Here is a 15,816-nt window from a genome sequence, read left to right as displayed (position 1 = left end):
TAGAGGTTGGCTTTTTTTCGTTTATTGAATTTAAACCCTGTGCATAAGCTGATCTAAGCTAGGTCAATAATCGTTCGATAAACTGTAGCCAGATAGGGGTTGTGGATAAGTGCTCTGTTTGCCCACAGCTTAATAGGAGCCTATCCGCTTGATTTGAAAAGCATAAGCACATACTTTTAAACACTGTAAAGCTATGTTTTTAAAGGAATTTATTAGATTAGTAACAGAAACAGTGCACACTAATAACAATAACCATAATAATCTTTTAAAAGAATTAACTATTCTATTATTGTTTACTATGTGATATGTAGCAAAACTACAAAACCTGAGCTAGGAAAACTACAAAGCCTGATCGCCTTTAAGCAGTTACTTCTGAAAAAAACACAAATTTCCTATACTATTCACCTTCTTCTAATTAGATTCCCGAACAAGCAAGCTTGAGGTGCGTGGTGGATTATCCTTCCCGTTTTGATGTCATTGTCATCGGTGGTGGCCATGCTGGTACTGAAGCTGCATTAGCTGCAGCTCGTATAGGCGTCAAAACCCTGTTGTTAACGCACAATGTTGAAACCATTGGCCAAATGAGCTGTAACCCAGCGATTGGTGGTATTGGTAAAAGTCATTTGGTTAAAGAAATTGATGCCCTTGGAGGTGCCATGGCCATGGCAACCGATAAAGGCGGTATTCAATTTCGTATTTTAAATAGCCGTAAAGGGCCTGCAGTCAGAGCCACACGTGCACAAGCTGACCGTGTGTTATACAAAGCTGCCGTTCGGGAAATTGTTGAAAACCAACCTAACTTATGGGTTTTTCAACAAGCGGCTGATGATCTGATTGTTGAGCAAGACCAAGTAAAAGGCGTTGTTACCCAAATGGGACTACGCTTTATGTGTGACAACGTAGTGTTAACTACTGGTACTTTCCTAGGTGGCTTGATCCACATTGGTCTAGAAAATTATTCGGGCGGTCGAGCCGGTGATCCACCGGCCAATGCGTTAGCTAAACGTTTACGTGAATTGCCTTTAACCGTAGCGCGCTTAAAAACCGGTACTCCTCCTAGAATTGATGGACGTACTGTTGAATACTCGGTGATGACTGAGCAACCTGGCGATACGCCGTTGCCGGTAATGTCTTATATGGGCCGTCAAACCGATCACCCAGCCCAAGTGAGTTGCTGGATTACCCATACCAATGAGCGGACTCACGAAATTATTGCTAATAACCTTGATCGCTCACCAATGTATTCAGATGCGGGTGCTATCGAAGGCATTGGCCCTCGTTACTGCCCATCGATTGAGGATAAAATTCATCGGTTTTCCGATAAACCAAGTCATCAGGTGTTTTTAGAACCTGAAGGACTCAACACCCACGAGCTGTATCCCAATGGCATCTCTACCTCATTGCCGTTTGATGTACAGCTGGACTTGGTCCACTCGATTCGTGGTATGGAAAATGCTCACATCTTGCGTCCAGGCTATGCAATTGAGTATGACTTCTTTGATCCGCGGGATTTGAAATACAGCTTAGAAACTAAGGTGATTGATGGTTTATTCTTTGCTGGGCAAATTAACGGCACCACTGGCTATGAAGAAGCCGGTGTGCAAGGTTTATTAGCCGGAACCAATGCTGCCCGCCGCGCACTAGGTAAAGAGGCGTGGTACCCACGTCGAGACCAAGCTTATCTTGGGGTATTAATTGACGATCTAATTACTTTGGGTACCCAAGAGCCTTATCGGATGTTTACTTCCCGCGCTGAGTATCGACTGATTTTGCGTGAAGATAACGCCGACTTGCGTTTAACAGAAATAGGTCGTGAGCTTGGTTTAGTCGACGATGCGCGCTGGGCTGTCTTTGAAGCCAAGCGTGAAGGCATTATTCAGGAAGAGCAGCGTTTGCGTAGTACTTGGGTACGTCCAGACACCGTAGCGGGTAAAGCCATTATGGAAAAATTCGGTACGCCTTTGACCCATGAATATAATTTGCTCAATTTGTTAGCCCGTCCGGAAGTGGACTACCGTGGTTTAATGCAAGCCACAGGCACGGAAATTGAAAATGATCAGGTGGCCGAGCAAATTGAAATTAAAACCAAGTACGCTGGTTATATTTCACGACAACTGGAAGAAATTGAAAAATTGCGCGCCAGTGAAGAAACTAAATTACCAAGTGGCTTGGATTATCAGAAAATTTCGGGTTTATCGAAAGAGATCCAATCTAAGCTTGAGCAGCATCGTCCAGAAACTCTAGGACAAGCTTCGCGTATTCCAGGAGTAACCCCGGCGGCAATTTCCTTGTTAATGATTCATCTGAAAAAGCGTGAGGCGCATGCACAAGTGGAGAGTCAGTCCTAATGTCAAAGGTGACCCAAGCCCATGCTGATGAATTGCTGCAAGGAGCCAAACAATTAGGGATTATGTTATCCACAGAGCAACAGCAGCAGCTATTGGCTTATCTTGGTTTATTGGCTAAATGGAATAAAGCCTATAACTTAACTGCGGTGCGTAACATTGATGAAATGGTGTCTCGCCATCTGTTGGATGGTTTAAGTATTCATCATTACGTGACCCAAGCTGGGGATAACTTAGCGGATATTGGTACCGGTGGTGGGATTCCTGGAATTCCACTGGCGATTTTGTTTCCGCAAAAACACTTCACTTTGGTTGACTCGGTAGGGAAAAAAACCCGCTTTTTAACACAGGTACAGCTGGAGTTAGGGCTAAAAAACCTCACGGTTATCAATAGCCGAGTCGAGCAAGTGCAGCCGGAGCAGGCATTTACTGGCATTGTCTCGCGAGCTTTTAGCTCCTTAGAAGACTTTAGTAACTGGACCCGCCATCTCGGCAATCAAAGCACTCAGTGGTTGGCGATGAAAGGGGTTGAGCCAGAAGATGAAATTGCCCAGTTGCCCCAAGATTTTGCGGTGGAACACTGTCACGTTTTAACGGTGCCTGGCTGTCAAGGTCAACGGCACCTAGTTATTCTTCGTCGTAGCGAAGTGGAGTAGAGAAACACAATGGGTAAAATTTTTGCCATTGCCAACCAGAAAGGTGGTGTGGGTAAAACCACTACCTGCGTAAACTTAGCCGCATCCCTGGTGGCTACCCGCCGTCGTGTTTTGCTAATAGATTTAGATCCACAAGGCAATGCCACTACCGGTTGTGGGGTTGATAAACATCATCTTGAGCATTCAATTTATGATGTGCTGGTGGGTGAGTGTAATTTTGCTGAAGCGATTCATTTTTCTGAGCATGGCGGTTTTCAGCTGTTACCAGCTAACCGAGATCTTACGGCGGCAGAGGTAGCCTTGTTGGAGTTGCCTAATAAAGAGCAACGTTTAGTGGAAGCGCTGGCGCCGGTTAAAGATAACTATGATTTTATTTTGATTGACTGTCCGCCTTCGCTAAATATGCTCACGATTAACGCCTTAGCTGCAGCTGATGGTGTGATTATTCCTATGCAGTGTGAGTACTACGCACTAGAAGGACTGACCGACTTAATTGGCAGCATTCAGCAAATTGCTGCGGTGATTAATCCTCAGCTGAAAATTGAAGGCGTATTACGCACTATGTATGACGCCCGTTTAAGTCTGATGAATGATGTCTCTGAACAATTAAAAGAGCACTTTCCAGATGAGCTCTATGACACCATTATTCCACGTAACATTCGTTTAGCTGAGGCTCCCAGTCACGGTATGCCAGCGCTGGTGTATGACAAAGCGTCCAAAGGAGCTGAGGCGTATTTAGCTTTGGCTACTGAGCTAACTCGGCGTCAACGGGCGAATAAACGTGCAGCGGGGCGGAGTAAATAAACATGGCAGTGAAGAAACGTGGGTTGGGACGTGGTTTAGGCGCCTTACTTGGAGATGCCAAAGTATCCCTTGAGCAAGCCAAAGAGCCCGTCACAGAAGTAGCTGCAGCTAGTCAGTTAGGTTTGCGTGAGTTGTCGGTTGAGTTAATTCAGCGCGGCAAATACCAGCCCCGCCAGGATATGGATCCTGCCGCGCTAGAAGAGTTGGCTGCTTCGATTAAGCAGCAAGGCGTAGTCCAGCCGATTATTGTGCGAGCGATTGGTCAAGAGCGCTATGAAATTGTCGCTGGTGAAAGACGCTGGCGCGCCGCTCAGCAAGCTGGATTGGTCGAAATTCCAGCGATTATTCGAGAAATGCCCGATGAGGCAGCGATTGCTGTGGCGCTGATTGAAAATATTCAGCGTGAAGACCTTAATCCCATAGAAGAAGCTTTAGCGTTACAGCGTTTACAAAAGGAGTTTGAGTTAACCCAGCAAGAAGTGGCGGAGGTAGTTGGTAAGTCACGCTCTATGGTGGCTAATTTACTGCGTTTGGTCAGTTTACCTGAAGAAATCAAAACCTTTGTCGGGCATGGCGATTTAGAGATGGGACATGCGCGAGCGTTATTAGGGTTGCCCCTTGAGCAACAGGTAGAGGCTGCGCAGCAGGTAGTCGCTAAAGGGATGACGGTTCGTCAAACCGAAGCCTTGGTAAAACAGTTACAACAACCTAAGCCGGCACCAGTGCCGACTAAAGCTGATCCAGATATTAAGCGCTTAGAGCAGAAGTTAGCTGAAAAATTGGGAGCTGGCGTCAAGATCAAGCACGGACAAAAGGGCAAAGGACAGTTAGTAATTAGTTATAGTTCCGTTGATGAGCTGCAAGGAGTGTTGCAGCACTTTGCTAAATAGCGATGGAATCGTTGAAAAAAAAGCGTTTCTAGTTGAATGCTTAGCGCGGGCACCCTATACTTTGCGCGCGTTTAGTCGGTAGTAGGACAAAATCTACTGCAGAAACAAGCTAGGAAAGGGAAAATATGCGACAAAATCAATCAACACCTTTCCGAAAACAGGTATTCCTGAGGGCGCTCTTAATTCAAGTGCTCGCTTGTTGTATACTAGGCGCCATTTTGTGGGGTGTGATTGATTTTAAAGCAGCATATTCGGCCTTATTAGGCGGATTAGCTGCAGTTATACCTAACGCGTACTTTACCTATAAAGCCTTTCGTTATTTTGGCGCGCGTTCGGTAAATGCTGTCATCCAGTCATTTTGGGCGGGTGAGGCAGGTAAAATGGTTTTAACGGCAGTGCTCTTTGCAGTGCTGTTTATTGGAGTAAAACCTTTGAATATCGGAATGGTATTCGTGGGTTATATTTTGGTGCAGATAACTTCCGCATCAGTACTTCTATTGACTAAAAGCTTTCTAAAGCGTTGAGCGTTTGAGGCGTTTATGGCACAGACCCCTGCTGAATATATCCAGCACCACTTACAAAACCTAACCTATGGAAAATTGGACGGTACTTGGCAGTTTGCACAAACTGCTGAAGAAGCCCAAGCCATGGGTTTTTGGGCAATTCACGTAGATACCATGGTTATGTCCATTTTAATGGGCTGTATCTTCCTTTATCTTTTCCGTCGCGTCGCGAAAAAAGCTAATGCTGGTGTTCCAACTGGTTTGCAAAACTTCGTAGAAGTTGCAGTTGAGTTCGTACAAGGCATGGTTCGCGACACCTTCCACGGTCGTAGCGCGCTGATTGCTCCATTGGCATTAACCATTTTTATATGGATTTTGCTGATGAACAGTTTGAAGTGGATTCCTGTGGATGTGATCCCAGGTCTAGCTGCGTGGATGGGAATTCCTGAGTTCAAATACGTACCTACGGCTGATCCAAACGGTACCTTTGGTATCTCAATTGGCGTCTTCTTCTTAATTCTGTTCTACAGCATCAAGATTAAAGGCGTGGGTGGCTTTGCCAAAGAGCTGTCCTTTACTCCATTTAAACACTGGTCTTTAGTGCCCTTTAACTTATTCCTAGAAATCCTAGGTCTGTTAACTAAGCCATTAAGCCTCGCTTTGCGTCTGTTCGGTAACATGTACGCAGGTGAAGTAGTGTTTATCCTGATTGCGCTACTGCCGTTTTACGTTCAGTGGGCGCTATATGGGCCTTGGGCGATCTTCCATATTCTGGTCGTTCCGCTACAAGCCTTTATCTTCATGGTGCTGACGATCGTTTACTTGAGCGCAGCCCACGAAGACCATTGACGCGAAAGCGAGCGTTAATTCTATAAACCTTTGACTTAAACCTTAAACCTTAAAAAAACCTAGGAGTTACTATGGAAATTGTAATCATCGCTGCCGCCATTATCATTGGTCTGGGCGCACTAGCTACAGGTATCGGCTTTGCTCTGTTAGGTGGCAAACTGCTCGAATCTACAGCGCGTCAGCCAGAATTGGCACCTCAGCTACAAACCAAAACCTTCATCATGGCGGGTCTACTTGACGCGGTTCCAATGATCGGTGTTGGTATTGCAATGTACCTGATCTTCGTTGTTGCACCAGGTATGGCTGGCTGATCTAACTGGTTTCACTAAACGGCAGGCGAGCCTGCCGTTTGGGCGTTGCCCCTGTGAATAATCAAATAGCATGAGGTTGATCAGTGAATATTAATATGACGCTAGTCGGTCAGTTGATTGCCTTCGCTATTTTTGTCTGGTTTTGCATGAAGTTCGTATGGCCACCAATTACTGGAGCCATGGATGCACGTCAGAAAAAAATTGCTGAAGGTTTAGATGCTGCAGGCCGCGCAGAGCAGGATTTAAAACTTGCTCAAGAAAAAGCCTCACAGACATTACGTGAGAGCAAGCAGACCGCTGCAGAAATTCTAGAAAAAGCAAATAAGACTGCTAACGAAATCGTAGAAGAAGCTAAACAACAAGCCCGCGCCGAAGGCGAGCGCTTGATTGCCAGTGCTAAAACTGAGATTGAACTAGAAGTTAGTCGCGTCAAAGAAGAACTCCGTAGCCAGGTTTCAGCACTAGCTGTAACGGGTGCAGAGAAGATTCTGGAGTCAAGCATTGATTCTAAGGCGCATAACAAGTTGGTCGAACAATTGGCCGCACAACTTTAAGAGAGGCAAGCGATGCTGAATACCAATACGCTTGCTCGGCCTTACGCGAAAGCAGCTTATGAATATGCCTCCACAGCAAGTCAAGCTGATGAGTGGGCTGCCATGTTGGCACTGACTGCTACGGCAGTGGAAGAGCCAGCGGTTATCCAGCAGCTTGGCAATCCTGAGTTAACGCGTGATGGCAAAGTTGAGCTCTTAGCACAATTGTGTGAAGGCAATACAAGCGGTGAGTTTGTTAATTTCCTTCATGTACTTGGCGAAAACGACCGTCTGGCTTTGTTGCCAGCAGTGTACGAAAACTATGCTCAGCTTAAAGCTGAAGCTGATCGTTCATTAAATGTCGAAGTGCAGTCGGCTTTCGAGTTAAGCGCAGAGCAACTCCAAACATTGGCTGCCGCCTTATCCAAGCGGCTTGATCGTACCGTCACCCCGAAGGCGACTGTAAACCCAGAGTTAATTGGTGGTTTATACATTCGCGCCGGTGACTTGGTTATTGACGGCTCGGTCCGCGGCAAACTTGAAAAGTTAGCCGAAGCGTTGAAATCCTGATTTGAGGGACATGGCACATGCAGCAACTGAATCCTTCTGAGATTAGTGAAATTATCAAGCAGCGTATTGCTAAGCTTGATGTTTCCGCTCAAGCCCGTAATGAGGGCACCATCGTCAGCTTGTCTGACGGTATCGTACGTATCCACGGCTTAGCCGATGTGATGTACGGTGAAATGATTGAATTCCCTGGTGGTATCTACGGTATGGCACTGAACTTGGAGCGTGACTCCGTTGGTGCAGTTATTTTAGGTAGCTACTTAGGTTTAACCGAAGGCATGAGTGCGAAATGCACTGGCCGCATTCTTGAAGTTCCGGTAGGTCCTGAGCTTTTAGGTCGTGTGGTCGATGCTCTAGGTAACCCGATTGACGGTAAAGGTCCAATCGACGCTAAAGAAACCGATGCAATTGAAAAAGTTGCTCCTGGTGTTATTTGGCGTAAATCCGTAGATGAGCCAGTACAAACTGGTTATAAGTCTGTGGACGCGATGATTCCAGTCGGCCGTGGTCAGCGTGAGTTGATCATTGGTGACCGTCAGATTGGTAAAACAGCTTTAGCAATTGACGCTATCATCAACCAGAAAGATAGCGGCATTAAGTGTGTATACGTAGCTATTGGTCAGAAGCAATCCACCATTGCTAACGTTGTACGTAAATTAGAAGAAACAGGCGCCTTAGCTAACACCATCGTGGTAGCAGCGAGTGCTTCTGAATCTGCCGCTCTGCAGTACTTATCAGCTTATGCTGGTTGTACGATGGGTGAATACTTCCGTGACCGCGGTGAAGATGCGTTAATCGTATACGATGACCTGTCTAAGCAAGCGGTTGCTTACCGTCAAATTTCCCTGTTGCTCCGTCGTCCACCAGGACGTGAAGCTTACCCAGGTGACGTATTCTACTTACACAGCCGCTTACTTGAGCGTGCAGCACGTGTATCTGAAGAATACGTTGAGCAGTTCACTAAGGGTGAAGTGAAAGGTAAAACCGGTTCTTTAACTGCGTTACCGATCATTGAAACTCAGGCAGGTGACGTTTCTGCTTTCGTACCGACCAACGTAATTTCTATTACTGATGGTCAGATCTTCCTTGAGTCATCTATGTTTAACGCCGGTATTCGTCCAGCGGTTAACGCGGGTATTTCGGTATCGCGGGTAGGTGGTGCAGCTCAAACTAAGATCATTAAAAAGCTTTCAGGTGGTATTCGTACCGCTCTGGCGCAATACCGTGAATTGGCCGCTTTCGCCCAGTTTGCTTCAGACTTAGACGAAGCAACCCGTAAGCAGCTAGAGCATGGTGAGCGTGTTACTGAGCTGATGAAGCAAAAACAATACGCACCAATGTCTATCGCTGAAATGTCAGTATCTCTCTACGCTGCAGAGCGTGGTTTCTTAACTGACGTTGAAGTTAACAAAGTGGGTGCTTTTGAGGCAGCCTTGTTAGCCTTCTTCAAACGTGATTACGCTGATTTAATGGCGAAAATCAATGAGAAGGGTGACTTTAATAACGATATCGATGCCGCGATTAAAGAAGGTATCGAGAAGTTCAAGGCCACTCAGAGCTGGTAAGCCGCAGCGGGAGCATTGTGTTCCCGCTTGCTAACCTGAAGGGTGTCAAATGGCAGGCGCAAAAGAGATTCGCAGCAAGATTGCGAGCATCAAAAGTACGCAAAAGATCACCAGCGCCATGGAGAAAGTGGCGGTCAGTAAAATGCGCAAAGCACAACAGCGCATGGCAGCAGGCCGTCCTTATGCAGAACATATTCGCGCAGTTATTGGCCACTTAGCCGATGCAAATAGCGAGTATAAGCATGCATTCATGGTTGACCGTCCAGTGAAGCGCGTAGGATATATCCTCGTTTCAACTGATCGTGGTCTCTGCGGTGGCCTGAACTTTAACCTGTTCAAGGCCTTAATTAATAACATGAAGGACTGGCAAGCCGACAACGTTGAAGCAGAGTTCTGCGTCATCGGGAAAAAAGGCGCTAGCTTCTTCCGTAGTTATGGCGGCAACGTTGTTGCAAGCGTGAGTGACTTAGGTGAAGCTCCAGCATTAAGTGACTTAATCGGTAGTATTAAGATCATGCTGGACGGTTTTGCAGAAGGTCGTCTTGATCGCGTGTATTTAGTTTCTAACAAGTTCGTCAACACCATGACGCAAAAACCAGCCGTTGAGCAATTAGTGCCACTGGCGGTTAATGCGGCAGATGACGAAGGCGTAGAAACACCTCGCTTGGGTTCATGGGATTATCTATATGAGCCTAACGCACAGCAATTACTTGATGATTTGATTGTGCGTTATGTTGAGTCCCAGGTGTACCAAGCAGTGGTTGAGAACAGTGCTTGTGAACAAGCTGCGCGTATGATTGCGATGAAAAACGCAACCGACAACGCCGGCGAACTTATTGATAACCTTCAGTTGGTTTACAACAAAGCTCGTCAAGCAGCCATTACGCAAGAAATTTCAGAAATCGTCGGCGGCGCTGCCGCGGTTTAAGAACGGTTCAAATATTCAGAGGAACCAGATATGAGTAGCGGACGTATCGTTCAAATCATCGGCGCCGTTATCGACGTGGAATTCCCACGCGAGCAGGTACCGAACATTTATGACGCACTGAACGTTCAGGGCGTTGAAACGACTTTAGAAGTTCAGCAGCAACTTGGCGATGGTATCGTACGTACTATTGCGATGGGCTCGACTGAAGGTCTAAAGCGTGGTTTAGATGTAGTAAACACAGGTGCTCCAATTACTGTACCAGTGGGTGTTAAAACCCTGGGCCGTATTATGGACGTACTGGGCAACCCAATTGACGAAGCCGGTCCAATCGGTGAAGAAGAGCGCTGGGCGATTCACCGCGAAGCACCTTCTTACGCTGACCAAGCAGGCGGTAACGAAATCCTAGAAACAGGTATTAAGGTAATTGACCTTGTTTGCCCGTTTGCTAAGGGTGGTAAAGTAGGTCTGTTCGGTGGTGCCGGTGTTGGTAAAACCGTAAACATGATGGAGCTGATCCGTAACATCGCGATCGAGCACAGTGGTTACTCCGTATTCGCTGGTGTTGGTGAGCGTACACGTGAAGGTAACGACTTCTATCATGAGATGAACGACTCTAACGTTCTAGACAAAGTAGCACTAGTTTACGGTCAGATGAACGAACCACCAGGTAACCGTTTACGTGTAGCGTTAACCGGTTTGACCATGGCGGAAAAATTCCGTGACGAAGGCCGTGACGTACTGTTATTCGTGGATAACATCTATCGTTATACCCTAGCGGGTACTGAAGTATCTGCACTGTTAGGCCGTATGCCTTCAGCAGTAGGTTATCAGCCAACGCTAGCGGAAGAGATGGGTGTACTGCAAGAGCGTATTACTTCTACCAAGACTGGTTCTATTACCTCTATTCAAGCAGTTTACGTGCCAGCGGATGACTTAACTGACCCATCCCCAGCCACTACTTTCGCCCACTTGGATGCGACTGTTGTACTGTCCCGTGACATTGCTTCTTTAGGTATTTACCCAGCAATTGACCCACTGGATTCTTCTTCACGCCAGCTAGACCCAATGGTTATCGGCCAAGAGCACTACGACTGTGCCCGCGGCGTACAATATGTACTGCAGCGCTATACTGAGCTGAAAGACATTATTGCGATTCTGGGTATGGACGAACTATCTGAAGAAGATAAGCAGTTAGTATCTCGTGCTCGTAAAATCCAGCGCTTCCTGTCTCAGCCATTCTTCGTTGCTGAAGTATTCACCGGTGCGCCAGGTAAGTACGTGTCGCTGAAAGAAACCATCCGTGGTTTCCAAGGCATTCTAAATGGTGACTATGATGATCTACCAGAACAAGCGTTCTACATGGTAGGTACTATCGACGAAGCCATTGAGAAAGCAAACAAACTCTAACTTGCACGCGCCTAGCGCAATGCAAAGGATAGGCAGATGTGTTTAGCATCTGCCTGATCCACAAACTGAGGCGATTGATATGGCCATGACAGTCCACTGCAATATTGTCAGCGCAGAAAAAGAGCTGTTCTCTGGTTTGGTTGAAATGGTCGTTGCCCATGGTCACATGGGTGATTTAGGTGTTTTACCTGGCCACACGCCGCTGCTTTCCACCATTAAACCGGGCCCAGTCCGTGTGATTAAACAAGGTGGCGAGCAAGAGATGTTCTATCTCTCTGGTGGTTTTATCGAAGTTCAGCCGAACATGGTAACTGTATTAGCAGATACTGCGATTCGTGCGTCTGACCTTGATGAAGCTGCTGCTTTAGCAGCCAAAGAAGAAGCACAGCGTGCGATTGCAAATGCAAGCGCTGACTTTGACTACACCGCTGCTGCGGTACGCTTAGCAGAAGCTGCTGCACAATTACGTACCATCCACGAGCTACGCAAAAAAGTAGGTCGTTAATTGGGTATAGCTTCATCTGTAGTATGAAAAAGGGTAGCCTAGGCTACCCTTTTTTATTGGGTTTATTTTTGAGTAGTGTCGAAGGAATTCTATATGTCACTTGATATTGTGGTGCTAGCTGCGGGACAAGGTACTCGTATGCGTTCGTCTTTACCTAAGGTGCTGCATCCGGTTGCTGGGCGCAGCATGCTTGGACATGTTATCCATACTGCCGAGCAACTTAAGCCCAACAGTATTCAGGTGGTGATTGGGCATGGTGCGGAACAAGTACGTGAAGTAATCCAAGGTGAAAATCTTAGCTTTGTACAGCAAGCTCAACAGTTAGGCACAGGCCACGCGGTTGCCCAAGCTATTCCAGCACTGACGGCCGATAACACATTAATTTTGTATGGTGATGTCCCTTTAATCACTGCCGCAACCTTAGAGCGTTTGTTAGCTAAAGTGAGTTCTGAGCAGCTAGGTTTATTAACCGTTAAGCTTGATGATCCTACGGGTTATGGACGTATTGTGCGCAATAGCCAAGGTGAGGTTCAGGCTATTGTTGAGCACAAAGATGCAACTGAGCAGCAACGAACTATTTGTGAGGGGAATACCGGTATTTTGGCAGTACCAACCGCGCAGTTAATTGAGTGGTTAGGGCATTTATCCAATGACAATGCTCAAGGTGAGTATTACTTGACCGATATTATTGCTATGGCTGTAGCAGATGGCGTCACAGTAGCCACAGAAATTGCAGCTGATCCACTGGAGGTACAAGGTGCGAATGACCGTATCCAGTTAGCTGAACTTGAGCGTCATTATCAATACCGCGCTGCGCGTGAGCTAATGGCTCAGGGCGTTACTTTACGTGACCCACAGCGCTTTGATCTGCGCGGTGAAGTGCGTGTTGGGCGTGATGTGCTGATTGATATTAATGTCATTCTAGAAGGTCAGGTAGTGATCGAGGATAACGTACAAATCGGCCCTAACTGTGTGATTAAAGACAGCGTATTACGTGCCGGTGCGATCATTAAAGCTAATAGTGTGCTTGAGGGAGCGGAGGTGGGAGCCGAAGCTGACTGTGGTCCCTTTGCCCGTTTACGTCAAGGGGCTGTTTTGGCAGCAAAAGCCCATGTGGGTAACTTTGTTGAGCTCAAAAACACCTATTTAGGTGAAGGTGCAAAAGCTGGACACCTTACTTATTTAGGTGACAGCGAAGTAGGGGCGCGGACCAATATTGGCGCTGGAACTATTACTTGTAACTACGATGGTGCTAATAAGTTTAAGACGGTGATGGGTGAAGATGTCTTTATTGGCTCCAATAGCTCACTGGTTGCTCCCTTAGAGATTGGCGCAGGGGCGACTACCGGCGCCGGTTCTACTGTGAGTAAAAATGTTCCTGCAGGGGCTTTAATTGTAGAGCGTGCCGATCAGCGGATTCGTGAAAACTGGCCACGTCCAACGAAGAACAAGTAGCCAAATACAACCCAGTCAGTACTGAACACTGGCTGGGTTATTTACTGCTATTAATCAAAGCGTAAGCGGTTCTTTTCTGAGATCTGGGTATTTAGGGTCCAGAAGTCATATAAAATACCTAATAAAAATAAGCCGCCAGTGCACAGATACAAAATCCCAGTAATCCATTTATGCTGATAAAAGCGATGCAGGCCAAATAGCCCTAAAAAGGTCAGTAATAACCAAGCGGCATTGTAGTCAAAGCGTCCAGAGGTAAAACGCGACTCGGCTTCACGATTCATTGCGGGTATTAACAATAAGTCAATAATCCAGCCAATCCCTAATAAACCTAAGGTGAAAAACCATAGGGTTCCAGTAATGGGTTTACCGTAATAAAAGCGGTGGGCGCCTAGAAAGCCAAAAATCCACAGGGCGTAACCAATAATAGGGCTATGGGTAGGATGTACGTACGTCATAAAAATTAACCTTATTTATTTGCTAGGTATGAATCTGTAGCGAGAAGTCTGATATTTTACCTAGGACAATTTAATCGTAAGTCAGTTGAGTCTGGATTAGAGGGCGAAAATGCAGAAATACTTAATAATTTTTAGTTTTTTATTGTTAAGCGCCTGTTCGGGCTTAAACATTGATCGAAGTTATCAGGCCAAAGGGCAGGATAGTCGAGTGCAGTACATCGTTTTGCACTATACCGCGACTGATTTTGATCGCTCACTGTATTTACTAACTCAAGAGCAAGTGAGTAGTCATTATTTAATTGATGATCGGACGGCTAAAATTTATCAGTTAGTTGATGAAAATCGTCGGGCATGGCATGCCGGAGTGAGTGCTTGGCAAGGTAAAACCTTTTTAAATGCTAATTCAATTGGGATTGAGATGGTGAATAAGGGCTTTACTGAAGATGCTGCAGGTAACAAGACCTGGTATTCCTGGAATGATCAGCAAATTGATCAGTTAATTGTATTACTCAAAGATATTATGCAGCGCCATCAGCTAGGTAAAGACAGCATCATTGCCCATAGCGACATAGCGCCTTTACGTAAATTTGATCCCGGTCCTTTATTTCCTTGGAAGCGTTTAGCCGATGAGGGTTTAATCAGCTGGCCAGATACGCAGCAAGTAAATGCGCTCATTCCTAGATTTTATCAACAGCCCAGCGCACTTTGGTTTCAGCAGCAGCTAGCTAAAGTAGGCTATCAGGTTGAGCAGCATGGTGAGTGGGATCAAGAGACACATCAAGTACTTGCGGCGTTTCAAATGAAATATCGTCCACAAAACTTTGATGGTCAGCCAGATGCGCAGACGGCAGCACTGCTTTATGTACTGAATCAGCATAAAGGCTAACTCATGTTAAATGGATTGTGGTTAAGTTTTTTTCTGGTTGCTGCGGTAGCTGGTTTAGTACGTTGGCTAGGTGGTGAGCCCGAGGTGTGGGCCGCCATGGTTGAAAGCTTATTTAGTATGGCCAAACTGTCAGTCGATGTGATGATTTTATTGTTTGGCACCCTGACCTTGTGGCTTGGATTGCTTAAAATTGCCGAAAAAGCGGGTTTAGTTGAATTACTGGCGAAGTTATTAGGCCCTTTATTTGCCCGCTTGATGCCCGAGGTTCCCAAAGGACATCCCGCGCTTGGGTTAATTACGTTAAACTTTGCTGCCAATGGTCTTGGTTTAGATAATGCCGCAACCCCGATTGGCTTAAAGGCGATGCGTGCTTTGCAAGAGCTTAACCCCTCAAAAACCACTGCCAGTAACGCACAAATTTTATTTTTAGTCCTAAATGCCTCCTCTTTGACCTTGTTGCCGGTCTCAATTTTTATGTATCGCGCGCAACAGGGGGCTGCAGATCCAACGCTAGTTTTTCTGCCTATCTTGTTAGCAACCAGCGCCTCTTCACTAGTGGGTTTATTATCAGTTGCTTTTATGCAGCGTTTGCGGGTCTGGGATCCAGTAGTGCTTGCCTACTTTATTCCTGCTGCACTAGGGTTAGGGGGCTTTATTGCCATCTTATCTGGATTGAGCGCGGTAGCTTTGGCCAGCTTGTCATCGCTCTTAGGAAACCTCACGCTATTTGGCATTATCCTCAGTTTTTTAATTTTAGGGGCGATTAAACGCCTGCCAGTTTACGAAGCTTTTATAGAAGGGGCGAAAGAGGGTTTTGATGTTGCTAAAAATCTTTTGCCTTACTTATTAGCCATGCTCTGTGCTGTTGGTGTGCTGCGAGCATCAGGCGCTTTAGAGTTTGGTTTAGAAGGTATTCGTTGGTTAGTTGAATGGTTTAATTGGGATAGTCGCTTTGTTGACGCACTACCAACTGCTTTAGTGAAGCCTTTTTCTGGCAGTGCCGCCAGAGCCATGCTGATTGAAACGATGCAAGCTCAGGGAGTGGATAGTTTTGCTGCATTAGCGGCAGCCACTATTCAAGGTAGTACTGAAACTACGTTTTATGTGTTGGCTGTCTATTTTGGAGCAGTGGGCATTCAACGGGCACGCCATGCTGT

The 15,816-nt window shown here is 46.3% G+C and carries 17 protein-coding genes (1 of these 17 cut by a window edge); 16 read left to right on the top strand and 1 reads right to left on the bottom strand.

Translation table 11 applies throughout. The annotated features are described in order from the left end of the window. The first annotated feature begins 449 nt into the window (after positions 1-449). From mnmG to glmU, 14 genes are all read left to right on the top strand, one after another. A complete protein-coding gene (gene mnmG, locus AKN87_RS08840; protein WP_053103191.1) occupies positions 450-2,348 on the top strand; it encodes a tRNA uridine-5-carboxymethylaminomethyl(34) synthesis enzyme MnmG in 1,899 nt (632 codons plus the stop codon). Then, a complete protein-coding gene (rsmG, locus tag AKN87_RS08835) occupies positions 2,348-3,001 on the top strand; it encodes a 16S rRNA (guanine(527)-N(7))-methyltransferase RsmG (RefSeq protein ID WP_053100772.1) in 654 nt (217 codons plus the stop codon). Before mnmG ends, rsmG begins: the two co-directional genes overlap by 1 nt. Positions 3,002-3,010: 9 nt before the next feature. Beyond that, entirely contained in the window at positions 3,011-3,805 is a 795-nt protein-coding gene (locus AKN87_RS08830) for a ParA family protein (protein ID WP_053100771.1), read from the top strand. A gap of 2 nt (positions 3,806-3,807) precedes the next feature. Beyond that, positions 3,808-4,695 (top strand): ParB/RepB/Spo0J family partition protein, encoded by an 888-nt coding sequence (locus AKN87_RS08825; protein WP_053103190.1) that lies wholly within the window; start codon positions 3,808-3,810, stop codon positions 4,693-4,695. Between the two features lie 125 nt (positions 4,696-4,820). Then, the gene (locus AKN87_RS08820; protein ID WP_080995546.1) at positions 4,821-5,219 is read left to right on the top strand and encodes a F0F1 ATP synthase subunit I; all 399 of its coding nucleotides are present in this window, start codon (positions 4,821-4,823) and stop codon (positions 5,217-5,219) included. 15 nt (positions 5,220-5,234) lie between these two features. Then, positions 5,235-6,047 (top strand): F0F1 ATP synthase subunit A, encoded by an 813-nt coding sequence (gene atpB, locus AKN87_RS08815; RefSeq protein WP_053103189.1) that lies wholly within the window; start codon positions 5,235-5,237, stop codon positions 6,045-6,047. 71 nt (positions 6,048-6,118) lie between these two features. Continuing rightward, positions 6,119-6,358, top strand: a complete 240-nt coding sequence (atpE, locus tag AKN87_RS08810; RefSeq protein ID WP_053100768.1) for a F0F1 ATP synthase subunit C — start codon at positions 6,119-6,121, stop codon at positions 6,356-6,358. Positions 6,359-6,441: 83 nt separating this feature from the next. Continuing rightward, a complete protein-coding gene (locus tag AKN87_RS08805) occupies positions 6,442-6,912 on the top strand; it encodes a F0F1 ATP synthase subunit B (RefSeq protein WP_053100767.1) in 471 nt (156 codons plus the stop codon). 12 nt (positions 6,913-6,924) lie between these two features. After that, positions 6,925-7,461, top strand: coding sequence for a F0F1 ATP synthase subunit delta (locus tag AKN87_RS08800; RefSeq protein WP_053100766.1), 537 nt, complete (start codon positions 6,925-6,927; stop codon positions 7,459-7,461). A 17-nt stretch (positions 7,462-7,478) separates the two neighbouring features. Beyond that, entirely contained in the window at positions 7,479-9,023 is a 1,545-nt protein-coding gene (gene atpA / locus AKN87_RS08795; protein WP_053103188.1) for a F0F1 ATP synthase subunit alpha, read from the top strand. A gap of 49 nt (positions 9,024-9,072) precedes the next feature. Continuing rightward, the gene (gene atpG / locus AKN87_RS08790) at positions 9,073-9,951 is read left to right on the top strand and encodes a F0F1 ATP synthase subunit gamma (RefSeq protein ID WP_053103187.1); all 879 of its coding nucleotides are present in this window, start codon (positions 9,073-9,075) and stop codon (positions 9,949-9,951) included. 30 nt (positions 9,952-9,981) lie between these two features. Next, a complete protein-coding gene (gene atpD / locus AKN87_RS08785; protein ID WP_053100763.1) occupies positions 9,982-11,358 on the top strand; it encodes a F0F1 ATP synthase subunit beta in 1,377 nt (458 codons plus the stop codon). 79 nt (positions 11,359-11,437) lie between these two features. After that, positions 11,438-11,863, top strand: a complete 426-nt coding sequence (locus tag AKN87_RS08780; protein WP_053100762.1) for a F0F1 ATP synthase subunit epsilon — start codon at positions 11,438-11,440, stop codon at positions 11,861-11,863. 93 nt (positions 11,864-11,956) lie between these two features. Next, the gene (glmU, locus tag AKN87_RS08775; RefSeq protein ID WP_053103186.1) at positions 11,957-13,318 is read left to right on the top strand and encodes a bifunctional UDP-N-acetylglucosamine diphosphorylase/glucosamine-1-phosphate N-acetyltransferase GlmU; all 1,362 of its coding nucleotides are present in this window, start codon (positions 11,957-11,959) and stop codon (positions 13,316-13,318) included. A 50-nt stretch (positions 13,319-13,368) separates the two neighbouring features. Here glmU and AKN87_RS08770 read toward each other — a convergent pair whose 3' ends face one another. Further along, positions 13,369-13,773, bottom strand: a complete 405-nt coding sequence (locus AKN87_RS08770) for an NINE protein (RefSeq protein WP_053103185.1) — start codon at positions 13,771-13,773, stop codon at positions 13,369-13,371. 109 nt (positions 13,774-13,882) lie between these two features. Here AKN87_RS08770 and AKN87_RS08765 point away from each other — a divergent pair, with 109 nt between their 5' ends. Both AKN87_RS08765 and AKN87_RS08760 read left to right on the top strand, forming a co-directional pair. Continuing rightward, a complete protein-coding gene (locus AKN87_RS08765) occupies positions 13,883-14,659 on the top strand; it encodes an N-acetylmuramoyl-L-alanine amidase (protein WP_053100759.1) in 777 nt (258 codons plus the stop codon). Positions 14,660-14,662: 3 nt separating this feature from the next. Beyond that, positions 14,663-15,816, top strand: the 5' portion of a protein-coding gene (locus AKN87_RS08760; RefSeq protein WP_053100758.1) for a nucleoside recognition domain-containing protein. 73 nt of this gene lie beyond the right edge of the window; only the first 1,154 of its 1,227 coding nucleotides appear in the window; the start codon lies at positions 14,663-14,665; its stop codon lies beyond the right edge, outside the window.

This window comes from Thiopseudomonas alkaliphila, from assembly GCF_001267175.1.
Taxonomy (GTDB): domain Bacteria; phylum Pseudomonadota; class Gammaproteobacteria; order Pseudomonadales; family Pseudomonadaceae; genus Oblitimonas; species Oblitimonas alkaliphila.
Note: the sequence above shows the minus strand (reverse complement) of the source record. Positions and strands in the feature narration are given on the sequence as shown.